This window comes from Stenotrophomonas sp. TWI602 (genome assembly GCF_039674045.1).
Lineage (GTDB): Bacteria > Pseudomonadota > Gammaproteobacteria > Xanthomonadales > Xanthomonadaceae > Stenotrophomonas.
Map to the genome: position 1 here is coordinate 278,313 of NZ_JBDJMT010000001.1, position 21,798 is coordinate 300,110.

The 21,798-nt window shown below is 67.7% G+C and carries 24 protein-coding genes; 15 read left to right on the forward strand and 9 right to left on the reverse strand.

What is annotated here, in order from left to right; genetic code table 11:
* Positions 1 to 13: 13 nt before the first annotated feature.
* Complete coding sequence (locus ABE483_RS01295; RefSeq protein WP_346480903.1) at positions 14 to 1,378, reverse strand: PLP-dependent aminotransferase family protein; 1,365 nt, start codon at positions 1,376 to 1,378, stop codon at positions 14 to 16.
* A 190-nt stretch (positions 1,379 to 1,568) separates the two neighbouring features.
* Here ABE483_RS01295 and cyoA point away from each other — a divergent pair, with 190 nt between their 5' ends.
* The 7 genes from cyoA to ABE483_RS01330 are packed head-to-tail and all read left to right on the forward strand — an operon-like array spanning position 1,569 to position 8,080.
* Positions 1,569 to 2,543: a ubiquinol oxidase subunit II gene (cyoA, locus tag ABE483_RS01300; RefSeq protein ID WP_313218530.1), complete on the forward strand. Its 975-nt coding sequence runs from the start codon at positions 1,569 to 1,571 to the stop codon at positions 2,541 to 2,543.
* Positions 2,544 to 2,545: 2 nt separating this feature from the next.
* The gene (cyoB, locus tag ABE483_RS01305; protein WP_346480904.1) at positions 2,546 to 4,525 is read left to right on the forward strand and encodes a cytochrome o ubiquinol oxidase subunit I; all 1,980 of its coding nucleotides are present in this window, start codon (positions 2,546 to 2,548) and stop codon (positions 4,523 to 4,525) included.
* Positions 4,522 to 5,160 (forward strand): cytochrome o ubiquinol oxidase subunit III, encoded by a 639-nt coding sequence (gene cyoC / locus ABE483_RS01310; RefSeq protein ID WP_313211984.1) that lies wholly within the window; start codon positions 4,522 to 4,524, stop codon positions 5,158 to 5,160. The genes cyoB and cyoC overlap by 4 nt, the downstream gene beginning before the upstream one ends.
* On the forward strand, positions 5,157 to 5,510 hold the full coding sequence (cyoD, locus tag ABE483_RS01315; protein ID WP_313218526.1) for a cytochrome o ubiquinol oxidase subunit IV: 354 nt from the start codon (positions 5,157 to 5,159) through the stop codon (positions 5,508 to 5,510). The genes cyoC and cyoD overlap by 4 nt, the downstream gene beginning before the upstream one ends.
* Complete coding sequence (locus tag ABE483_RS01320; RefSeq protein WP_346480905.1) at positions 5,507 to 5,989, forward strand: copper chaperone PCu(A)C; 483 nt, start codon at positions 5,507 to 5,509, stop codon at positions 5,987 to 5,989. The genes cyoD and ABE483_RS01320 overlap by 4 nt, the downstream gene beginning before the upstream one ends.
* The gene (locus ABE483_RS01325) at positions 5,986 to 6,555 is read left to right on the forward strand and encodes an SCO family protein (protein WP_346480906.1); all 570 of its coding nucleotides are present in this window, start codon (positions 5,986 to 5,988) and stop codon (positions 6,553 to 6,555) included. The genes ABE483_RS01320 and ABE483_RS01325 overlap by 4 nt, the downstream gene beginning before the upstream one ends.
* A gap of 37 nt (positions 6,556 to 6,592) precedes the next feature.
* Complete coding sequence (locus tag ABE483_RS01330) at positions 6,593 to 8,080, forward strand: MFS transporter (protein WP_346480907.1); 1,488 nt, start codon at positions 6,593 to 6,595, stop codon at positions 8,078 to 8,080.
* A gap of 46 nt (positions 8,081 to 8,126) precedes the next feature.
* On the opposite strand, the gene ABE483_RS01335 is transcribed toward ABE483_RS01330, so the two are convergent.
* Both ABE483_RS01335 and ABE483_RS01340 read right to left on the reverse strand, forming a co-directional pair.
* Positions 8,127 to 8,960, reverse strand: coding sequence for a class I SAM-dependent methyltransferase (locus tag ABE483_RS01335; protein ID WP_346480908.1), 834 nt, complete (start codon positions 8,958 to 8,960; stop codon positions 8,127 to 8,129).
* An 85-nt stretch (positions 8,961 to 9,045) separates the two neighbouring features.
* The gene (locus ABE483_RS01340; protein WP_346481052.1) at positions 9,046 to 10,317 is read right to left on the reverse strand and encodes an Nramp family divalent metal transporter; all 1,272 of its coding nucleotides are present in this window, start codon (positions 10,315 to 10,317) and stop codon (positions 9,046 to 9,048) included.
* Between the two features lie 185 nt (positions 10,318 to 10,502).
* Between ABE483_RS01340 and ABE483_RS01345 the strand changes: the two genes are divergently transcribed.
* Positions 10,503 to 11,273, forward strand: coding sequence for a hypothetical protein (locus ABE483_RS01345; protein WP_346480909.1), 771 nt, complete (start codon positions 10,503 to 10,505; stop codon positions 11,271 to 11,273).
* A gap of 52 nt (positions 11,274 to 11,325) precedes the next feature.
* Positions 11,326 to 12,303, forward strand: a complete 978-nt coding sequence (locus ABE483_RS01350; protein ID WP_346480910.1) for a zinc-binding dehydrogenase — start codon at positions 11,326 to 11,328, stop codon at positions 12,301 to 12,303.
* Between the two features lie 244 nt (positions 12,304 to 12,547).
* Here the strand turns inward: ABE483_RS01350 and ABE483_RS01355 are convergent, their stop codons facing one another.
* On the reverse strand, positions 12,548 to 13,441 hold the full coding sequence (locus ABE483_RS01355; RefSeq protein ID WP_313219205.1) for a LysR family transcriptional regulator: 894 nt from the start codon (positions 13,439 to 13,441) through the stop codon (positions 12,548 to 12,550).
* Between the two features lie 201 nt (positions 13,442 to 13,642).
* Here ABE483_RS01355 and ABE483_RS01360 point away from each other — a divergent pair, with 201 nt between their 5' ends.
* The 3 genes from ABE483_RS01360 (at position 13,643) to ABE483_RS01370 (ending at position 15,833) form a co-directional block, all read left to right on the forward strand.
* The gene (locus ABE483_RS01360) at positions 13,643 to 14,107 is read left to right on the forward strand and encodes a cupin domain-containing protein (protein WP_346480911.1); all 465 of its coding nucleotides are present in this window, start codon (positions 13,643 to 13,645) and stop codon (positions 14,105 to 14,107) included.
* Positions 14,108 to 14,185: 78 nt separating this feature from the next.
* Positions 14,186 to 14,842 carry an SDR family oxidoreductase gene (locus ABE483_RS01365; protein ID WP_346480912.1) on the forward strand — a complete coding sequence of 219 codons (657 nt, stop codon included), beginning with the start codon at positions 14,186 to 14,188 and terminating at the stop codon, positions 14,840 to 14,842.
* 64 nt (positions 14,843 to 14,906) lie between these two features.
* Positions 14,907 to 15,833, forward strand: a complete 927-nt coding sequence (locus ABE483_RS01370) for a M14 family metallocarboxypeptidase (protein ID WP_346480913.1) — start codon at positions 14,907 to 14,909, stop codon at positions 15,831 to 15,833.
* Here ABE483_RS01370 and ABE483_RS01375 read toward each other — a convergent pair.
* Positions 15,806 to 16,672, reverse strand: coding sequence for a LysR family transcriptional regulator (locus ABE483_RS01375; RefSeq protein ID WP_346480914.1), 867 nt, complete (start codon positions 16,670 to 16,672; stop codon positions 15,806 to 15,808). The two genes, ABE483_RS01370 and ABE483_RS01375, sit on opposite strands and share 28 nt — an antisense overlap.
* A 109-nt stretch (positions 16,673 to 16,781) precedes the next feature.
* Here ABE483_RS01375 and ABE483_RS01380 point away from each other — a divergent pair, with 109 nt between their 5' ends.
* Both ABE483_RS01380 and ABE483_RS01385 read left to right on the forward strand, forming a co-directional pair.
* Entirely contained in the window at positions 16,782 to 17,153 is a 372-nt protein-coding gene (locus ABE483_RS01380) for a multidrug efflux SMR transporter (protein WP_313211963.1), read from the forward strand.
* A complete protein-coding gene (locus ABE483_RS01385) occupies positions 17,150 to 17,470 on the forward strand; it encodes a multidrug efflux SMR transporter (protein WP_346462475.1) in 321 nt (106 codons plus the stop codon). The genes ABE483_RS01380 and ABE483_RS01385 overlap by 4 nt, the downstream gene beginning before the upstream one ends.
* 7 nt (positions 17,471 to 17,477) lie before the next feature.
* On the opposite strand, the gene ABE483_RS01390 is transcribed toward ABE483_RS01385, so the two are convergent.
* On the reverse strand, positions 17,478 to 18,311 hold the full coding sequence (locus ABE483_RS01390; RefSeq protein ID WP_313218504.1) for an isocitrate lyase/phosphoenolpyruvate mutase family protein: 834 nt from the start codon (positions 18,309 to 18,311) through the stop codon (positions 17,478 to 17,480).
* A 209-nt stretch (positions 18,312 to 18,520) separates the two neighbouring features.
* On the opposite strand from ABE483_RS01390, the gene ABE483_RS01395 reads away from it, so the two are divergent.
* A complete protein-coding gene (locus ABE483_RS01395) occupies positions 18,521 to 18,721 on the forward strand; it encodes a hypothetical protein (protein ID WP_313211960.1) in 201 nt (66 codons plus the stop codon).
* Between the two features lie 22 nt (positions 18,722 to 18,743).
* Here the strand turns inward: ABE483_RS01395 and ABE483_RS01400 are convergent, their stop codons facing one another.
* The 3 genes from ABE483_RS01400 to ABE483_RS01410 all read right to left on the reverse strand — a co-directional run bounded on the left by ABE483_RS01400 (position 18,744) and on the right by ABE483_RS01410 (position 21,766).
* Positions 18,744 to 19,892 (reverse strand): MFS transporter, encoded by a 1,149-nt coding sequence (locus tag ABE483_RS01400; RefSeq protein ID WP_346480915.1) that lies wholly within the window; start codon positions 19,890 to 19,892, stop codon positions 18,744 to 18,746.
* Between the two features lie 12 nt (positions 19,893 to 19,904).
* Positions 19,905 to 20,684, reverse strand: coding sequence for a DeoR/GlpR family DNA-binding transcription regulator (locus ABE483_RS01405; RefSeq protein ID WP_346480916.1), 780 nt, complete (start codon positions 20,682 to 20,684; stop codon positions 19,905 to 19,907).
* A gap of 173 nt (positions 20,685 to 20,857) precedes the next feature.
* Positions 20,858 to 21,766 carry a LysR family transcriptional regulator gene (locus tag ABE483_RS01410; protein WP_346480917.1) on the reverse strand — a complete coding sequence of 303 codons (909 nt, stop codon included), beginning with the start codon at positions 21,764 to 21,766 and terminating at the stop codon, positions 20,858 to 20,860.
* Positions 21,767 to 21,798: the final 32 nt, after the last annotated feature.

Genomic DNA, 21,798 nt, shown 5'->3' on the forward strand with positions numbered 1-21,798 from the left:
CGAAAGGCGGGCGTCACACCGTCCAGCCGGGGCTTTCCGCCGCCACATGCATCAGCTGATCCAGCTGGCGCAGCGCACGGTGCAGTTCCTGCCGGTTGGCGGCCGCGCCCAATGAGATCCGCACCGCATCGTTGATCGCCACCCCGTCGGGCGTGAACGCCGATGACGGTGCGATGCCCAGCCCCTGCAGGCGCGCGGCGTGGGTGAGGCTGGCATCGGTCCAGTGCGCGGGAAGACGGCACCAGGCGTGCACGCCCGCGCAATGCTGCAGGAACCGCGGCGACAACGCCGACCGCGCCAGATAGCGTCGTTCGGCCGCTTCGTCCTGCACCAGTTTCAGCATGGCCTGCGCGGAGCCATCCAGGATCAGCTGCGTCACCAGGGCGTTCATCAGTGGTGGTGCCATCAGGTTGACCGCGCGCAGGGCATCGAGCACCGGTTGCCGGTCCATGCCGTCGGGCAGGCGCACGAAACCGGTGTGCAATCCCGGACTGAGGCACTTGGAGAGCGTGGAGATGTAGCAGGCCTGCTGCGGTGCCAGCAGCGCGAGCGGGGCAGGGGCGTCCTCCAGCAGCAGCCAGTAGGGGTCGTCTTCGATCAGCAGCAGGTGCTGCGCGCGGATCACCTCGGCCAGTGCCTCGCGGCGTGCCTGCGGCATCGTATGGGCGGTGGGGTTCTGTGCGGTCGGGTTGAGGTAGACCACGCGCGCGCCGCGTTCTTTCGCGATACGGGCCAGCGCGTCTGGACGCATGCCGTGCGCGTCGCACTCGACCACGTGCAGCCGTCGCTCCAGCACCCGCGCGGCGTGCAGCAGTCCCGGGTAGACCAGGGGCTCGCACAGGATCGTGTCGCCGGCGTCGGTCAACGCCAGCAGCAGGGCAGACAGCGCCGCCTGCGCGCCTTCCGTGACGACCAGCGTATCGGCATCGACCTTGCCGAGGATCGGTTTGAGCCAGTGCTGGGCCGCCCGGTGATCGGCGCGGCTGCCACCGCCCACGTGATACGTCATCAGATTGTCCGCATCACTGCGGGTGAGCACGGACGACAGGCCACGCCGCAACACGTCGGCGACCTGGCCGCCGCCGGGGCTGGGCGGCAGGTTCATGCTCAGGTCCACCAGCTGGGTGAGTTCCACCTGCGGCGGCGCGACGAACGACCCCAGCGGGCCACGGGCATCGATCAACCCGCGCTTGCGTGCCTCGGTGAAGGCACGGGTGATGGTGGTGAGGTCCACCTTCAGCTCGGTGGCCAGCGCGCGCTGTGCGGGCAGGCGCTGGCCGGGACGTAACGCACCGGACCACACCGCACGTTCCAGGGCCTGCACGATGCGCAGGTACACCGGCCCGTGGCCATCGGCGATGAGGGGGCTCCATTCCATGCGCGCATGGTACGCGCGGCCGGGAGTGCGGCTGCGACAGTGTGTCGCATCATGTATGGATCATGTCGTTGCCTAACGTACGCGACTGCGGCGGGCACCCCCCATGCATATCGGTCATGCAGGGGGGTGTTCGCCACTTTTCATGATCCGGGCCGCCCGGCCCGGCACTGCGTTGGAAGGGCCGTCACGCATGAACCCCGCTACACACTCCGCTCGCCGCGCCACCCCGGCCGGTCGAGCCCGCGCCGGACGCTGGTTCGGCCTGGCAGCGCTGCTGCCATTGCTCACAGGGTGCAAGAACCTGGAGCTGTTCAATCCCATGGGCAGCATCGCCGAGCAGGAAATGCAGCTGATCCTGGTCTGCACCGGCCTGATGCTGCTGGTGGTGATCCCGGTGATCATCCTGACGCTGTACTTCGCGTGGCACTACCGCGAGTCCAACAAAGAGGCCACCTACGCGCCGACCTGGTCGCATTCCACCGCGATCGAAGTGGTGGTGTGGACGATTCCGTGCCTGATCGTGGTGGTGCTCGGCGTGTTGATCTGGAAGAGCACCCACGCGCTGGATCCCTACCGCCCGATCGCGTCGGACACGCCCGCACTGCGCGTGGAAGTGGTCTCGCTCAACTGGAAATGGTTGTTCATCTACCCGGACCACAACGTGGCCACGGTCAATGAACTGGTGATGCCGGTCGATACGCCGGTCGCCTTCAAGCTGACCTCCGAGTCGATGATGAATGCCTTCTTCGTGCCGCAACTGGGCAGCATGGTCTACACCATGCCCGCGATGCAGACCCGCCTGCACCTGATCGGGCACACGCCGGGCACCTATGCCGGGATGTCATCGGCCTACAGCGGCTCGGGCTTCTCGGACATGACGTTCGATGCGCGGGTGATGACCGAGGCGGACTTCGACCAGTGGCTGGCGCAGTCGCGTGGCACCGCCCAGCACCTGGACCAGGCCCGCCTGGCCGAACTGGAGAAGCCGACCCACGGTGCGCCGATGCAGCGCTTCGCCAGCGTGGATACCGGACTGTTCGACAGCATCCTGCGCCGTTACGGCGGCATGCCCGATGACGAGATCTGCCTGCCCGGCGAAGAACCCGGCGCGAAATCCCAACTCGTAAGCCTGGCCGCGTCTGCCAGCCGTACCGCGGAGAACTGATTGTGCTTGGAAAGCTGAACCTCGAAGCGATTCCCTACCACGACCCGATCATCATGTCGGCGCTGGTGGGCTCGCTGCTGCTGGGCGTGGCGATCGTCGCGGCCATCACGTATTACAAAAAGTGGGGCTATATCTGGACCGAGTGGATCACCTCGGTGGACCACAAGAAGATTGGCGTGATGTACATCATCCTGGCCCTGGTCATGCTGGTGCGCGGCTTCGCCGATGCGCTGATGATGCGTGCCCAGCAGGCCATCGCCGCCAATGACAGTGCCGGCTACCTGCCGCCGGAGCACTACGACCAGATCTTCACCGCGCATGGCGTGATCATGATCTTCTTCGTGGCCACCCCGCTGATCGTGGGTCTGATGAACATCGTGGTGCCGCTGCAGATCGGCGCGCGCGACGTGGCCTTCCCGTTCGTCAACTCGCTCAGCTTCTGGCTGTCTGCCGTGGGGGCGGTGCTGGTGATGCTGTCGATGTTCGTCGGCGATTTCGCCGCGACCGGCTGGGTGGCGTATCCGCCGCTGTCCGGCATCGAGTACAGCCCCACGGTGGGCGTTGACTACTACATCTGGTCATTGCAGGTCTCGGGCATCGGCACCACGCTGACCGGCCTGAACTTCATCGTCACCATCCTCAAGATGCGTGCGCCGGGCATGGACTTGATGAAGATGCCGGTGTTCACCTGGACCGCATTGATCACCAACATCCTGATCGTGGCGATCTTCCCGGTGCTGACCGCGACCCTGGCGCTGCTGACCATGGATCGCTATTTCGGGATGCATTTCTTCACCAATGACGCCGGCGGCAACGCCATGATGTACGTCAACCTGATCTGGATCTGGGGCCACCCGGAAGTCTACGTGCTGATCCTGCCGTGCTTCGGCGCGTTCTCGGAGATCATCGCCACGTTCTCGGGCAAGCCGCTGTTCGGCTACCGCTCGATGGTCTATGCGACCTCGTCGATCGGCATCCTGTCGTTCTTCGTGTGGCTGCACCACTTCTTCACCATGGGCTCGGGTGCGAACGTCAATGCCTTCTTCGGCATCATGACCTCCATCATCTCGATCCCCACCGGGGTGAAGCTGTTCAACTGGCTGTTCACCATGTACCGCGGGCGGATCCGCTACCACTCGTCGACGTTGTGGACCATCGGCTTCATGGTCACCTTCGCGCTGGGCGGCATGACCGGCGTGATGCTGGCGATCCCGGGCGCGGATTTCGTGCTGCACAACAGCCTGTTCCTGATCGCGCACTTCCATAACGTGATCATCGGCGGCGCGGTGTTCGGCTGCCTGGCCGGGATCAGCTTCTGGTTCCCGAAGGCGTTCGGCTTCACCCTCAACGAGCGCTGGGGCAAGATTTCGTTCTGGTGCTGGCTGGTCGGCTTCTACCTGGCCTTCATGCCGCTGTACGTGCTCGGTTTTAAGGGCATGACCCGGCGCATGAACCACTACGGCGTGGAGGGCTACCAGCCGTGGCTGATCGTGGCCGCCATCGGTGCGCTGGTGATCGCCGCCGGTATCGCCGCGATGTTCATCCAGTTCTATGTCAGCGTGCGTGACCGCAAGGCCAACATGGATCTCACCGGAGACCCGTGGAATGCGCGCAGCCTGGAGTGGGCCACGTCCTCGCCGCCGCCGTTCTACAACTTCGCCAAGCTGCCGGCGATCACCTCGCTGGAGCAGCATTGGGACGACAAGCAGCACGGCCGTGCCTGGCAGCGCCAGGACACCTACGAAGACATCCACATGCCGCGCAATACCGCGTCGGGTGTGGTGATCTCGGTGTTCAGCCTGGTGCTGTGCTTCGCCCTGGTCTGGCACATGTGGGTGCTGGCCGGCATCGGCCTGATCGGTGTGATCGCGACCTTCGTGCTGCGCTCGTATGACCGTGATGTGGACTACTACGTGCCCGCCGCGGAGGTGAAGCGCATCGAAGACGCGCACTTCGCGCAGATGGAAGGAGCCAAGGCATGAGCGGCGATACCCTGACCGCTGCCACGCAGCACGGGCAGCTCACGGCCGGTCACCACGACCACGCCCATGAGCACCACGACGACGGCAACAAGACCGTCGTCGGGTTCTGGATGTACCTGATGGGCGACTGCCTGATCTTCGCGGTGCTGTTCGCCACCTTTGGCGTGCTGCTCAACGGGACGGCCGATGGCCCCAGTGGCAAGGAACTGTTCAAGCTGGGCTTCGTGCTCTCCGAAACGGTGGTGCTGCTGCTCAGCAGCTTCACCTTTGGCCTGGCGATGCTCGGCATGCAGGCCGGCAAGCGCAACCAGGTGGTGGGCTGGCTGGCCGTGACCGGCGTGCTCGGTGCGGTCTTCATCGGCATGGAGCTGTATGAGTTCGCCGAGCTGATCCATGAAGGCGCCACCCCGGACGTGAGTGCATATCTGTCGGCGTACTTCACGCTGGTGGCCACCCACGGCCTGCACGTCACCTTCGGCCTGCTGTGGCTGGCGATCATGATCCACCAGGTGCTGAAGTTCGGCCTGGACGGCATCGTGCGTCGCCGCCTGGCCTGCCTGAGCCTGTTCTGGCATTTCCTGGATCTGATCTGGATCTGTGTGTTCACCTTCGTCTACCTGAGGGAGTTTGTATGAGCGCGAACGCGCCTGATGCCGATCACGGTGGCGGCCACGCCACCCTGAAGGGCTACCTCCTCGGCCTGCTGCTGTGCCTGGTGCTCACCGGTGCCTCGTTCGGCGTGGTCATGACCGATCTGGTGCCGCAGCCGCTGCGCCTGACCGCCATCGTGGTGCTGTGCGTGGTGCAGCTGGTCGCCCAGCTGGTGCTGTTCCTGCATATCGGGGCAGGGCGCAGCCAGCGCGAGAACACCGGCATCTTCCTGTGCACCGCGTTCCTGATCGCCATCGTGGTGGCCGGCTCGCTGTGGGTGATGCACAACGCCAACCTCAACATGATGCCGATGCAGATGTCGGGCACGCCATGAGCGGGTCACGCTCGGGTGTCCTGGCTGCCGGTCTGCTGTTGACGTGTTCCGTGATGCCGGTGGTGGCTGCGGCCGCGCAGGCCCACACCGCGGCAACGGTGTCGGTCAGCGATCCGTGGGTGCGCCTGCCACCACCGGCGGCCAACGTGGCCGCCGGCTATGTGCAGCTGCATAACGGCGGCGGCGAGGACCGGCTGCTGTCGGCCGCGTCCTCGGCGTTCGCCGAGGTGCAGATCCATGCCATGCGCATGGACGGGGAAGTGATGCGCATGCAGGCGCTGCCCGATGGCCTGGCGTTGCCTGGCTGCCAGACGTTGGCGCTGCAGCCCGGGGGGGGCCACCTGATGCTGCTGAAGCCGAAGCGGCCGTTGTCGGCCGGCCAGACGGTACGGGTGACGCTGCAGTTTGCCCGCAGCGCAGCGCAGGTGTTGGACTTCAGTGTGCGCGATGGCCTGGTGCCGCACGGGGCGGTGAAGTGACGCGCTGGGCGGCCGCGTGCCTGCTTACACTGGGACTGCTGGCCGGCTGCGCCGACGGCCAGGCGCCGGTGATGGGCCAGGCGGCACTCGGGGCGGTCAAGCTTGCGAGCAGCGACGGGCGTACGCTTGCCATCCGCGATCTGCAGGGCACGCCGACCCTGCTGTTCTTCGGCTTCACCCATTGCCCCGAAGTGTGCCCGCTGAGCCTGGTCAAAGCGGTTCAGATCAAGCGGCTGCTGGGCCCGGCGGCAGAGCAGCTGCAGGTCGTCTTCGTGACGGTCGACCCGCAGCGCGATACGCCGGCGCACCTGCGCGAGTATCTGGCGGCCTTCGATACCACGTTCCTGGGCCTGGCCGGTGACGAGGCCGGTACCCGCGCCATCGCCGAGAGCCTGGGCGTGAGTTATCGGCGCGTCGGCGAGGGTGACGCGGCCACGTTCGAGCACACCGCCTCCTGGTTCCTGCTCGGCGCTGACGGGCAGCTGCAGGATGTGTACGGCTATGCGATGAGCGAGCAGGCTATCGTGGAGAAGCTTCGCGCGCGGCTGGCGGCGGCCGAAGGGTGAGCCGGTGGGCCGCCACACCCCGGGGGACTGCGCTGCCATGAGCCGTGCCGGCGCGCACCGCGCGGATGCCGTCCTGCTGCTCGGCTCGGCCGGCTGCGCGCTCACCGTGCTCGATACCAACGTGGTCGGTGTGGTGCTGCCGACCCTCGCCCGCGATCTGTCGGCCTCGTTCGCAGACATCGAATGGGTGGTCAGTGCCTACGTGCTGTGCTTCGCCTCGCTGCTGCTGCCCGCCGGCACCCTTGCCGATCGGATCGGACGTCGCCGTCTGTTCCTGGTCGGCTTGAGCCTGTTCGCGCTGACCTCGGTGGCGTGCGGCATCGCCGGCACCGCGATGGCCTTGTCTCTGGCACGGGCCGGGCAGGGTGCTGCGGCCGCGTTCATGCTGGCACCGGCGCTGTCGTTGATCGGGCATGCGCACCAGAGCGCGCCCTCGCGTGCGCGTGCCTGGGCAATCTGGGGCGCGATCATGGGCCTGACCATGGTGCTCGCCCCGCTGATCGGGGGCGCCATCGCGACCTGGTGGGGTTGGCGCTGGGCCTTCCATATCAATCTTCCGCTGTGCCTGCTGCTGGCGGGCCTGAGCGGGGCTTTCGTGCCGGAGTCGCGCGATCCGGTCAGCCGCCGCATCGACGTGCCGGGCGTGCTGCTGTTCGCCGGCAGCATGCTGTGCTGGACCTGGGCGCTGATCCGTGGCCCGGTGGAGGGCTGGGGCAGTGCCACGGTGCTGCCATGGCTGCTGGCCGGCACCGCGTTGGGCGCAGGCTTCATCGTGGTCGAGCAGCGCCGCGCCCAGCCCATGCTGGATCTGCGCCTGTTCCGCGCGCCGGCACTGGTCGGTGCGGTGCTGGCGATGTTCGCCTACGCCGCCTGCGTACAGGTGATGGCCTCGCTGCTGCCGTTGCTGCTGCAGAACGCCCACGGCGACAGCGTGCTGCAGGCCGGCGTGCACATGCTGCCGTTCGCGCTGGCGATGCTGCTGCTTCCGTTCGTGGGGCGCCGCCTGGGGACGCGGTGGGCCTCCGGGCGGATCCTGGCGCTGGGCCTGGGCGTTGCCGTGATCGGCAACCTGGGCATCGCGGTGGCGTTGTGGCAACACAGCGATCTCGGCCTGCTGCTGGCGATGGCGGTGCTCGGCAGTGGCGGTGGCCTGCTCAACGGCGAAACACAGAAGGCGATCATGAGCGTGATTCCGCCGGACCGCGCCGGGATGGCCTCCGGCATCAGCACCACCGCGCGCTTCTCCGGCATCCTGATCGGGTTCGCCACGCTGGGCGCGGTGTTGTCCAGCCACGTCCGTGACGCCGCCCGCGGGGCGCTGACCGAGGCCGGGCAGGCAGGGTCGCCGGCGCTGATCGAGCGCGTGGTGGCCGGCGAGCTGTCCGTGTCCGGGGCTGCACACGACACCCTGACACTGGTGGCGCGCCAAGCCTATGGCGATGGCGCGGCGTATGCATTCGTGACCGCGGCGGCCATGGCATGGGTGGCGATGCTGCTGACCAGCACGCTGATGGCCAGGCGCTAGACAGTCCGAAGGTGGCGTCCGCGCATGGCGTGGATCCGGCCGGCGGTCACCACGCGCGGGCGCGCACGTCCCAGCAGGCGGCAGTGAATGTCACCGAATCGCCGTCGACGAACGGCTCGAAGGCATGCAGCACCGCGTCGAGCACGTGCGTTCGGACGTCCGCGGCGAGGTCGCCGTTTCGCAGCGCGCTCCCGACCGGTCCGAGCAGCGAGACGTACGTCGCCAGATCCGCACGGTCGATGCGGCACACGACATCCAGCGGCAGCAGCTCGATATCCTCCCAGCCGCCGTCGCTCAGGATCTGCTCGACCCGGACCTGGTCGGCAAACGCGAACTGACCCGGTGCCCCGGGTTGACGCGGCGGCAACTGCAGCCAGGGTGCCGCCGCGCGCTCGGCGGTGGTCATGAACGCGTTCTCGTCCGGCCCGCGCCAGGCCAGCGCCTGCAGCACGCCGCCGCGTCTGGCGGCGCGCTGCAACTGACCGAAGGCCTGCACCGGGTCATCGAAGAACATCACGCCGAAGCGCGACACGATCCGGTCCAGACGTCCGGGTGCGAACGCATGCTGCTGCGCGTCGGCGACGATGAAGTCCACTGCCAGCCCGGCTCGCTGCGCGCGCTCACGCGCCAAGGCGATCATCGGGGCGGAGAGGTCGACCCCGATCACGTGTGCCTCCGGACCCAGCCGTCCGGCAATCGCCAGCGCCACCGCCCCAGTCCCGCAGCCCACATCCAGCACCTGCGCATCGGTGCCCGGCGCGATGGCATCGAGCAGGTGAGTGGCCAGCGGCGCGAACATCTGATCGAGAATGCGCTGCGCTTCCACCCATGCCTCACCGGCCGGGCCATTCCATAACGCGTGCTGCGAGGTGTCGGTCATTACAGGGCTCGATCTGGCATTGCCAGTGGGATGAGGAGGCTGCACTGTGCCACCTCAACCATCGTTGAGGTCAAGCGCGCAGGCTTCAGCCCCGCCACACGTCCACCAGCAGCTTCACGTTCAACACGATGATCAGGCCGCCGATCAGCCAGGACAGCATGATGAGCCAGCGTGGCGCCACCAGCGCGCCCATCTTGGTCTTGTCCGAGACGAACCGGACCAGCGGCACCACCGCGAACGGCAGCTGCATCGAGAGCAGTACCTGGCTCAGCACCAGCAACCGTGCGGTGCCTTGCTCCCCATAGATCGCGGTCACCACCACCACCGGCACGATCGCAATGCCGCGGGTGATCAGGCGCCGTGCCCACGGGGCGATCCGCAGGCGCAGGAAACCTTCCATCACGATCTGGCCGGCCAGCGTCGCCGTCACGGTGGAGTTGATGCCCGAGGCGAGCAGGGCGACCGCGAACAGGGTCGAGGCCAGCCCGACGCCGAGCATCGGCGCCAGCAGCTCGTAGGCCTGTTCGATCTCCTGCACGTCGGTACGGCCCTGCGCATGGAACACCGCGGCGGCCAGGATCAGGATCGAGGCGTTGATGAACAGTGCCAGCATCAACGCAATGGTGCTGTCCGTCACCGCCCAGCGCAGCGCACTGCGGCGCCCGGCATCGGTGCGCGGATAAGCGCGGGTCTGCACGATGGAGGAGTGCAGGTACAGATTGTGCGGCATCACGGTGGCACCGATGATGCCGATCGCCAGGTACAGCGCCTTGGGGTCGGTCACCACCTGCGCGTGCGGAATGAACCCGGCCAGCACCGCCTGCAGCGGCGGCGCGGCGATGACCATCTGGATCGCAAAGCAGCCGAAGATCACCAGCAGCAGCGCGATCACGAAGGCCTCCAGCGCGCGGAAGCCGCGGTTCATCAGCAGCAGCACCAGCACCACATCCACCGCCGTGATGATGGCGCCGGCCAGCAGCGGGATGCCGAACAGCAGTTTCAACGCGATCGCGGTGCCGATCACCTCAGCCAGGTCGCAGGCAATGATCGCGATCTCGCACAACAGCCACAGGCCGAGGTTCACCGGGCGTGAGTAGTGGTCGCGGCAGGCCTGCGCCAGATCCCGCCCGGTTGCGATCCCCAGCCGCGCCGACAGCCCCTGCAGCACGATCGCCATCAGGTTGGAGAGCAGGATCACCGAGAGCAGCAGGTAGCCGAACTGCGCGCCACCGGCGATATCGGTGGCCCAGTTGCCCGGGTCCATGTAGCCGACCGAGATCATGTAGCCCGGGCCGAGGAACGCCAGCAGGCGGAACCACCAGTGGCCGCCCGTAGGCACCGCGACGCTGGCGTTCATCTCGCCCAGGCTGGGCGTATGCCCGGCCGACGAAGGCCAGGCGGGGGAGCTCTCGGGGCGGCGGCGACTGTCCACGGGCGCAATATAGCAGAGGCTATATTAGTAAGGCTTTGCAATCTGAGGCATCCCAGCGCCTTAACCCTGAACCGCGTATCGTCACCGCTCTTTTCAGCTGGAGTGGGTGCATGCGTTGGATCGTGTTGTTGGCCGCATTGGCCATGCCCGTGGTGGCGTGGCTCTCACAGACCGGCATGTTCGGCCCGACCAACGGTGCAGTCTCCGACCAGTACCCCACGTTGCTGGTCGCGGCCGGGTACGCCTTCGCGATCTGGGGCGTGATCTTCCTGTGGGATGTGCTGTTCGGGTTCTGGCAGCTGCGCCTGCGCAAACCGGACATCACCGGGGTTCGCCCGTGGGCCGCGGCGGGCTTTGCGCTGACCGCCGCCTGGATGCCGGTGTTCTCCAACCAGTGGTTCCTGCCGGCGCTGGCGATCATCTGGGCGGCCTTGCTCTGCCTGATCGTGGCCGCCTACCGCGCCTCGCCGATCACCGCCCCGGGCGGGCAACGTGCCTGGGCGGCGTACCCACTGGGGCTGCACGCCGGCTGGCTGTCGTTGGCGGCCTACCTCAATACCGCCCAGGTGATCGTCGCCTACCGCTGGCTGCCGACCGACAACATGCTCGGCTGGAGCCTGGTGCTGCTGGTCCTGGCCACGCTGCTGGTGCTGGTGGTCAACCAGCTCCTGCGCGGGCACTTCGCCTATCCAGCTGCCGTCATCTGGGCGCTGGCCGGGATGTACGTCAAGCAGTCCGGCTGGGATCTGCCGGGCGCGGCCAACATCGCCACCCTGGCCCTGGTGCTGATCATCATCGTGGTGATCCAGACCGTGTGGCTGCGCGTACGCGCGTACCGCCAGCCGCGCGCGATCGCCGCCGCCCACCGTCATCGCCGTTGATTTTTTCTGCAGGAGACACGCCCATGAACATCGTGATGAAGGAGCGCTGCTGATGCGCGCTGCCGTCCACACCACCTTCGGTGACCCGACCCAGGTCCTCCACGGCGGCGATGTGCCGCAGCCGACCCCCGCGGCCGGTGAGGTGCGGATCCGCACCGTGCTGGCGCCGATCCACAACCACGACCTGTGGACGGTGCGCGGCCAGTATGGCTACAAGCCCGAGCTGCCCGCAGTCGGTGGCAGCGAAGGCACCGGCGTGATCGAGGCGCTGGGCGAAGGCGTCGAGGGGCTCAAGATCGGCCAGCGGGTCAGCGCTGCCTCGGTGCATGGCACCTGGGCCGAGTCCTTCATCGCGCCGGCGCGCATGGTCATCCCCATGCCGGACAGCATCGATGACAACACGGCCGCGCAGCTGATCGCCATGCCGCTGAGTGCGCTGATGCTGCTGGAATTCCTGCAGGTGCAGGAAGGCCAGTGGATCCTCCAGAACGCCGCCAATGGTGCGGTCGGCAAGGCGCTGGCGATGCTGGCCAAGGCGCGTGGGGTGCACTGCATCAACCTGGTGCGGCGCGATGCCGGCGTGGCCGAGATGGCCGAGCTCGGCATCGACCACACCATCTCAACCGCGCAGTCGGACTGGATGGCCCAGGTGCAGGCAAAGGTAGGCAAGGCCTCGATTGCGGCCGCCGTGGATTCGGTGGGCGGTCGCGCCAGCAGCGAGCTGATGACGCTGTTGGGCGATGGCGGCACCCTGGTCTCGTTTGGCTCCATGACTGGCGAGCCGATGCAGCTCAGCTCGGGCGATGTGATCTTCAAGCAGGCCACGGTGAAGGGCTTCTGGGGCAGCAAGGTCAGCCAGCCGATGGCGCCGGATGACAAGCGTCGCCTTGTTGGCGAACTGCTGCAGCTGGCCGCGCGCGGTGGATTGAGCCTGCCGGTGGACGGCGTGTTCGGGCTGGATGAGGTGGCCGATGCCGCCAAGGCCAGCCTGGAACCGGGCCGCAACGGCAAGGTGCTGCTGCGCCCCTGAGGTGCACGGTAGAGCCGACCGTTGGTAGGCTGCCCTTGATCGGGCGCTGCGTCAGCCGACCAACGGTCGGCTCTACGGGTGATCGGGCGCCGCGTCAGCCGACCAACGGTCGGCTCTACGGGTGATCGGGCACCGCGCCAGCCGACCGACGGTCGGCTCTACGGGTGATCGGGCGCTGCGCCAGCCGACCAACGGTCGGCTCTACGGGTGATCGGGCGCTGCGTCAGCCGACCAACGGTCGGCTCTACCGGTCTGCGCGCAGTGCTTCGATCACGACCTTCATGGCGCTCGAGGATTGCCGGCGGCTGGGGTAGTAGGCGTAGTACCCGTCGAACGGATCGCACCAGTCTTCCATGACACGCCGCAGTGCGCCGGCGGCGATGTCATCGCGCACCATGTCCTCGGGCAGATAGGCCAGGCCCGCACCGGCCAGCGCCGCGCGGTGGATCGCACTGCTGCCGTTGAAGGTCCATTGGCCATCCACGCGCACGTTTACTTCTTCGCCGTTCTTTTCCAGGTCCCACACCATCAGCCCGCCATGGGTTGGCAGGCGCAGGCCGATGCAGTTGTGCGCGGCCAGGTCGGCCGGCAGCTGCGGCGCGGCATGCGTGGCGAAGTAGGCGGGGCTGGCCACGATGGCCATGCGCAGCGGCGGGCTGATCGGCACCGCGATCATGTCCTTGGCCACGCGGCCGCCGAGACGGATGCCGATGTCGTAGCGCTGGGCGACGATGTCGGCCAGGCCATAGTCGATGGTCAGTTCCACATGCAGATCGGGGTAGGCGGGCAGCACGGCGGACAGCCGGGGCCAGACGATCGTGTTGGCGGCATGCTCGGCCGTGGTGATGCGGATCGTGCCAGCGGGCCGGTCACGGTACTCGCTGATCGCGGCGACCTCGGCCTCGATCTCCTGCATGCGCGGGGCGACGGTCTCGTACAGCCGCTCGCCGGCCTCGGTCATCGAGACGCTGCGCGTGGTGCGGGTCAGCAGGCGCACGCCGAGGCGCTCTTCCAGCCCGCGCACCGTGTGGCTGAGTGCGGATTGTGAGACACCCAACTGCGCGGCCGCACGGGTAAAGCTGCGCTCGCGCGCGACGGTGACGAACACGTGCAGGTCGTTGAAATTCTCGCGGGCCATGGGCAGGGCCAAGGGCGCATGGCAGTCATGCGCGTCCATGATGCGCGCTGCCGACTGATGAGCTCAAGGAGCTTCGCTTTGCGATTGATGAGCTGCGGTCATGGCTGCATGCCGATCGCGATGGCTAGTACCCACGTGGGTGCGCGCCTACAGTGACCCTCCCGGCGGTGCGAACCGCTGCTCCCCACAGGAGATCGCTTCATGGACCTGTTCACCGCAGCACTGTCGCTTTCCATGGTGGCCACCGTACCCGCCGAGACCGCGCCCATCCGCATCACCACTGCCGGTACTGCCCCTTCGGCCGCCGGCCCGGCCGAGTACTTCACCGGGCGGGTGCGCATCGATGCACCGTTCCAGACCGATGCGCCGGCGCGCGTCAGCGGCGCCACGGTCACCTTCGAGCGCGGCGCACGCACCGCGTGGCATACCCATCCGCTGGGCCAGACGCTGATCGTCACCGCAGGCATCGGCAGCGTGCAGGAATGGGGCAAACCCGCGCGTGAGATCCGTCCGGGCGACATCGTCTGGATTCCGCCGGGCGTCAAACACTGGCATGGTGCGAAAGCTGCCACCGCAATGACCCATATCGCGATCGCCGAAGCGGTCGATGGCTCACCGGTGACGTGGCTGGAGCAGGTCAGCGACGCGCAGTACAGCGGCAACTGAACCACGCCCCGCGATGGGGACGGCCGTGTCACATCCACCTGCGTACCCTCACAGGCCGATTGAAACAGGAGAACCGTCTTGAGTACCGTTTTCATCGTCGGCGCGGCCGGCAAGGTCGGTCGTCACCTGGTCAAGCAGTTGGCCAACAAGCAACATCGCGTGCTGGCGCTGCATCGCCGCGCCGAGCAGGGCACTGAACTGAGCGACCTGGGCGCAACGCCGGTCACCGGCGATCTCACCGCCACCGACGTGAACACGCTGGCCGGCCAGATGCGCGGCAGTGACGCGGTTGTTTTCACCGCCGGTGCGGGTGGTGCCGGTATCGAGGTCACCAACGCCATCGATGGCCGCGGCTTGGAGCTTGCGGTGGATGCGGCGCGGCAGGCGGGCGTGCGCCGCTTCCTGCTGGTTTCGGCATTCCCGGAAGCCGGCCGCAACAAAGGCATGGGCGAGGGCTTCGAGAATTACATGACGGTCAAGAAGCGCGCCGACGTGTATCTGGCCGCGACTGATCTGGACTGGGTGATCCTGCGCCCGGGCACCTTGAGCGATGCGCCGGGCACTGGCCGCGTCACGGCGGGCCCGGCGATTGCCTATGGTGATATCCCGCGCGCCGATGTGGCCGCCACGCTGGTGGCGCTGGTGGAGCATCCGCAGGTGCGGCGCACGATCATCGAGTTGACTGAAGGTGACCGGCCTGCCGATGAGGCGATCGCGCAGCTTGCCCGGGCGTAACTCGGGCCGCCGTGTGCGGCGATGGTAAAATCACGTTTCCACCCGCAGCACAGACGAGCACGCCATGACCAACGCCCCCTTCTATCCCATCGGCACCCCCGGCCAGCCCTGGGGCGCAGCGGAGAAGGCGCAGTGGCGCGCTCGTCAGGTGCCGCAGCGCCGCTATGCCGATGACGTGTTGCCGGCCGTCGAGGCGCTGCGCGGCAGCTTCGACGTGACCCGGTACGGCACGATCGAGTACGCCCCGGACCAATACCCGCTGTTTGCCGTGCGCAGCCGCGAGTGGAACCCCGCACTGCCGACGATGCTGGTCACCGGCGGCATCCACGGCTACGAAACCAGCGGCGTGCAGGGCGCGTTGCAGTTCCTGCAGACCCGCGCGGCCGAATACGCCGGGCGCGCCAATCTGCTGGTCGTGCCCTGCGTCAGCCCGTGGGGCTACGAGCGCATCCAGCGCTGGAACGCCGAGGCGATCGATCCGAACCGTTCGTTCATGGCCAACAGCCCGGCGGCCGAATCGGCTGCGCTGATCGCACTGGTCGCGCCCCTGCGCGGCAGCATCGTGATGCATATCGACCTGCACGAAACCACGGACACCGATGAAACCGAGTTCCGCCCGGCGTTGGCCGCGCGCGACGGCAAGCCATTCGAGCCCGGCCTGATCCCGGATGGTTTCTACCTGGTCGATGACACCGAAAACCCGCAGCCGGCCTTCCAGACCGCGGTCAATGCCGCCGTCGAGCGGGTGACCCATATCGCCCCGGCCGACGACAAGGGCGAGATCATCGGTTCCCCGGTGGTCGCCCCGGGGGTGATCGAGTACCCGCTGGAAAAACTGGGCCTGTGCGCCAGCGTCAGCGGCGCCAGATACACGACCACCACCGAGGTGTACCCGGACAGCCCGCGTGCCACACCGCAGCAGTGCAATGACGCCCAGGTGGCGGCAATCTGCGCGGCGATCGATTACGCGTTGGCCGCCCCCAGGAACTGATCCAGCAACCACAGCGCCGCTGGCCCCAGCGGCGCGCCTTTGTGCCATACCGCATCGGTGGAGACCAGCCGCGGCCAGCCGGGCAGGGGCAGCTCCACCAGCATGCCCCGGCCATAGCGCGCCACCAGTGCGCGCGGCAACGCTGCCCAGCCGAAGCCATCCTCGGCCATCTCCAGCACCATCAGATAGTCCGAGGCCGACCACGTGAGCCCGCGTGCGTGGCCCTCGCGCGCCGCATCGCCACTCAGGCAGATCTGCCGGTGGCTGGCCAGGTGGGATTCGTCCGGCGCGTGCAGCGCGGCCAGCGGATGACCGGCGGCAACAAACACCGCCATCTCTGCGCGCAGGGGCAGGGCGCGCACCGCCAGTTCGGACGGGTAGGCCGGCTGATGCGGCATCAGCCCGAGATGGGCACGCCCACGCTGCACCACGTCCAGCACGTCACTGCCTTCGGCATCCAGCCACTCCAGTTCGATATCCGGAAAACGCTGCTCGAACCGGCGCAGCAGGTGCTGGTCCGGGTTGAGCTGGTAAATGTCCGAGAACACCAGGCTCAGGCGCGGCTCGACCTCATCCGCCAAGCGGATGCTGAGCTGCTCCAAACGGTCGGCGGCCGCGAGGATTTCCTGTGCATGGCCGAGCACCTTGCGGCCGTCCTCGGTCAGGACCGGGTAGCGGCCGCTGCGGTCGAACAGCGTGAGGCCCAGGTCGGCCTCGAGCGTGGCGATCGCGGTGCTGATGGTCGACTGGGTCTTTTTCAGGCGGCGCGCGGCGGCGGAGAACGAGCCTAGCGCAGCCGCTTCCACGAAGGCGTGCAGGGATTCGGGGCCGTAGCGCATTGATGTATCGCCTTTATCGATGGATTCCATCTTTGGTCTGACGGAAATGGCGATGATAATGGGCGCGTCGCACGGGTGTCATCCCGCGGCCGCAATCAAGGAGCTTTCCATGCACACACAGGTGCATTCGCAACCCCGTGCCCGTGGCGGTCTGATCGCCTGGGCCTGCCTGACCGTGGCGATCGTCGCCGAAGTGGTCGGCACCTCGTTCATGGCCGATGCCGCCCGTCATGGGGGCTATCTGGGCTATGTGGTAATGGCCGTGGCGCTGGCCATTTCGTACTACTTCCTGGCGCTGTCCGTGCGCGGTATCGCGGTGGGCGTGGCCTACGCCGTGTGGGAGGGCCTGGGCCTGACGCTGCTGACGCTGGTCGGCATGTTCGTGTTCAAGGACAGTCTGTCCGTGCAGCAGATGATCGGACTGGTGATGGCGGCGGTCGGCATCGTCTGCGTCACCCTCGGCGAGGCGCACACGCCATGAACCTCACTGCCTTCCTTTTCGTGCTGTGCTCGGCACTGATCGATATCGCGGCCAACATGATGGTGGCCAAATCCGATGGCTTCCGTAAGCCGGCCTGGGGTTTTGCCGCGATCGTGCTGGTCTGGATCGCCTTCGCGCTGCTCGGTCAGGCGGTCAAAACCATGGATCTGGCCACGGCCTATGCGATGTGGGGTGCCATCGGCGTGATCGGCACGGCCCTCTGCGGGCGCGTGCTGTTCGGCAACCGGTTGCGCCCGATCGGCTGGGTCGGGATCGCGCTGGTCACCGGTGCGGTGGTGGTGCTGTCGAGCCATTGATCCCCGATCAGCGGAACAACTGATTCAACACCGCCCCGGAGGCCGCATCGGCGAAGCCGTCGAAGCGGCCTTCGTCCATCAGCAGCTGCGAGGCCCGCATCATCCCGCCCCAGGCGGTGCGCGCCATCGCACCACCCACGCTGACCCGGCGCACGCCCATGCCGGCGATGTCCTGCAGGGTGAACGGCAGCGCGCTGCCAACCAGCAGGTTGACCGGTCGCGGCGCCACCGCGGCCACCACCGCTTCGATCTGCTCGCGGTTGGTGATGCCCGGCGCATACAGGCAATCCGCACCGGCTTCTGCATAGGCACGCAGGCGGGTGATCGCATCGTCCAGGTCGGGCCGGCCGACGAAGAAATTCTCCGCGCGGCCGATCAGCAGCACGTCCTCGCCGGACGCGTCGATCGCGCGGCGGGCGGCACGTACCCGTGCCACCGCATCGTCCAGCGTGCGCAGCGGATGCGCGGGATCCGGGCTGGCATCCTCGATGGAGATGCCGGCCACGCCGGTGGCGATGGCAAGGGTGACGTTGCGGCCGACTGCTTCCAGCGAGCCGAAGCCATCGCCGAAATCGGCATTCAACGGCAACGGGGTCGCCGCGGCCAGGCTGCGCAGATGTGCGAGGGTCTCCTCCAGCGTCAGCGTGCCGTCGGCCTGGGCCTGGCTCCACGCATAACCCGAACTGGTCGAGGCCAACGCCTGGAAGCCGAGACTGTGCAGGTAGCGTGCGCTGCCTGCATCCCACGGGTTGGGCAGCACGAAGCAGCCTTCCTCGTGCAGCGCACGGAAGGCCGCGCGGCGCGGCCGGGGATCGAAGGAAAGGTCCGTCATGGTGCGCATCCGGTCAGCAGTCACCCGATGGTAACGCCAGCGGCCGCCACGCCCTTGTTGAGGGAGCGGCGTGCGGGAAGGGTGTGCATGCGTACGGCGGTCCGGAGCGGGCAGGGGCAGGTTGCGCGTGTGCTGCGAGGCTGAGCGGGGTTGCCCGGGGCCTTGCCGCGTGCAACGCTGGCGCAGCGCCGTTGGCCCGGGCGCCCAAGGAGACAGGGATGCTCGAGGTAATCGATCTGCTGTTGGCGCCGCTGTTCAGGATCAGCCCCATCCGTTATCTGCGTGACCCGGCCTACCGCCAGCGCCTGCGCCGCGAACAGGGAAAGGCCGCGCGCTATCGCATGGTCTTCCTGCTGGTGCTGGTACTGAGCGCCATCGCGCTGCTGGCGCTGGTGATCCTCGCGCGCTACGGGCGCTAGCGTCTGAGCGGCCTGGGCGGCCTCAGGCGCGCACCCACCGCGCGCACAGCCCGACCAGTACCAGCGTCACTGCCACCGCGCTGAACGCTAACACCAGGCTGCTGGCCTGCGCGACGAAGCCGATCAGCGCCGGGCCGGCCAACACACCGGCATAGCCGAGCGTGGTGATTGCCGGGATGGCCAGGCTCTCCGGCATGACCTTCTGGTTGCCGGCCATCGAGAACAGCGCCGGAACGATGTTCGCGCAGCCCAGGCCGACCAGCGCATACCCGCACAGTGCCAGTGGCATCCAGGTGGCGAACGTTGCCAGGGCGAAGCCGGATGCCGCCACCAGGCTGCCGATCAGGATCGAACGATGGCGGCCGAGCTTGGCCACCACGCCATCGCCGACGAGCCGGGTGATGGTCATCGCGATGGCAAAGGCCAGATAGCCGAGGCCGGCGCGGGAGGGATCAACGTGCTGCACTTCATGCAGGAACACCGCGCTCCAGTCCAGCACCGAGCCTTCGGCCAGGAACGCCACGAAACACAGCACGCCGATCGCCAGCACCACCCCATGCGGCACCGCGAACATCGGCGCATCGCTGGGTGCCTTGTCGGTCCGCCAGTACGGCAGCGAGAGTGCCAGCAGGGCGGCCATCACCGCCGAGGCCAGCAGGCACACCAGCCACGGCGGCAGGTGGAACGCCAGCAGAGCGGTCATCGCACCGGCACCGACCGCGCCGCCGATGCTGTAGAAGGCATGGAAGCCGGACATCATCGGCCGGCCGCTGTCGCGCTCGACCATGATCGCCTGCATGTTCATCACGCAGTCGCAGGCACCCACGCCGGCGCCGAACACGAACAACACCAGGCCCAGGGTCAGCGGCGAAGGGGCGACGGCGAGCAGGGGCAGGGTGGCGATCACCATCACCAGCGTGGCGATCATGACCGCGCGGCAGCCGTGGCGCGCAGCGAGCATGCCTGCGATCGGCATCGCCAGCAGCGAACCGGCACCCAGGCACAGCAGCACCAGGCCGAGCGACCCTTCATCCAGGGCGGTGCGGTTCTTGGCGAACGGGACCAGCGGCGCCCAGGCTGCGGTGGCGAAGCCGGGCAGGAAGAAGGCTGCGCGGGTGGCGTGCTGCTGGCTGCGGGCAAGCAGGGACGAAGGAGCGGAAAGCGTCGACATGGAATTCGGGCCTCAGTGCTGCGCAGCGCGCTGGAGGGCGACACCGCGACGCTCGAACGCCACCACCTGGGCGGGCGGGGCATCGGCTTCGACAACCAGCAGATCGATCTGGTCCACATCGCCGATGCGGTGTGAGGCTTGTGCACCGAGCTTGTCATTGGTGGCGACCACCACGCAGCGGCTGCTGGCGGCAAGCAGGGCGCGCTTGAGCGTTGCTTCCTCGCCATCCACCGCCCAGATGCCAGCCTCGGCATCCACCGCGCAGGTGCCGACGAAGCACACGTCCACGCGCAGCGCACGGATCGCTTCCAGTGTCTGCGCGCCCACCGTCGCGCCGATGCGCGGGTCCATGCGGCCGCCGACCAGGCTGACCTCGATGCCCGGACGCGCCATCAAGGCCAACGCGATATCCGGCGCGTTGGTGACCACCCGCAGGCCCTGGTGCTCGGGCAGGCAGCTGGCGATCACGGTATTGGTCGAGCCGGCGTCCAGGAAGACCAGCTCCCCGGGCAGGACCTGGGCCGCCGCGATCCGCGCCAACGCGCGCTTGCGGTCATGGTCCTTTTCGTGGCGCTCGGCCAACGCCGGGAACGCCGGGGCCGCCGGCAGTGCGCCGCCATGCACCTTGCGGCACAGACCCTGCGCAGCCAGCTCGCGCAGGTCGCGGCGGATCGAGTCTTCCGAGACCTGCAGCTCGATGGCCAGCTGCGCGGACATGACGCGGCCGTGGTCGCGCAGCAGGCGCAGGATGGTCTGTTGGCGTTCGCCCGGCAGGGCGTCCTGGGTGGTCATGGGTAACCTCGGTCAGGGCGGGTAGCACCATGCCGACATGCCTGATCATGCGCATTCGTGCGTGGTACTGCTTGTATTGGCCCGATACTTTACCAGAACCGTCGCGATTGTGTGCGGTAATCTGCATGAAGGTGCGTCAATGTGCGCCTTTTCGCCGCGCCCGCGCTGTTGCGTCACAGGGCAGGGAGCAGTTCCGGCCGGATCACCGCTGCCGCCCAGTCCATGAAGGCGGCGACGCGACGCGGCAGGTGGCGGCGCTGGGCATAGAGCAGCGTCACCGGCATCGGCTCAGCCTGCAGCCCGGGAAGGATCTCCACCAGCGTTCCTGCGGTCAGCGCCGGGCGCGCGCCGAGCAGCGGCACTTGGATGATGCCCAGCCCGGCCAGCGCCGCAGCGGTATACCCATCCCCGCTGTTGACGGTCACCGCCCCGCCCATCGGCAGGCTGCGATAGGCCTCGCCGTCGTGATACTCAAACCCCGGTGAGCGCTGGCCCAGCGTGCCGACATAGTGGACCAGGGCGTGGCTGGCGAGATCGTCCAGCGTGGCGGGCGTACCGCGGGCCGCCAGATACGCGGGACTGGCGCAGTTGACGATCCGTAGCTGCCCGAGCGGGCGGGCGACCAGGGTGTTGTCATCCAGCGGCCCGACCCGCAGCACGCAGTCGAAGCCCTCGCGGATCAGATCCACCCGGCGGTCGGTACCGCTCAGTTCGATTTCCACCCCGGGGTGCTGGGCCAGGAAGTCCGGCAACTGCGGGATCACCAGCTGGCGGGCCAGTCCGCTGGACATATCCACGCGCAGGCGGCCCTTCAACTGACTGGTGTCCACCCGGAACATGCCCTGCAGGTCGTCCATGTCGTGCAGCAGATCGTGCGCGCGGGTCTGGAACTGGGCGCCATCGGCGGTCAGCTGCACACGGCGCGTGGTGCGGTGGAGCAACTGCACACCCACCTCTGCTTCCAGGCGCTGAACGGCGAGGGAGACACTGGCCTTGGGCAAACCGAGGCTGTCGGCCGCCCCGGTGAACGAGCCCAGTTCGGCGACGCGCAGGAAGCAGCGCAGGTGATCGAGGCGATCCATAGATTGTTCGCAATGTCTGGACAGTCAAATCA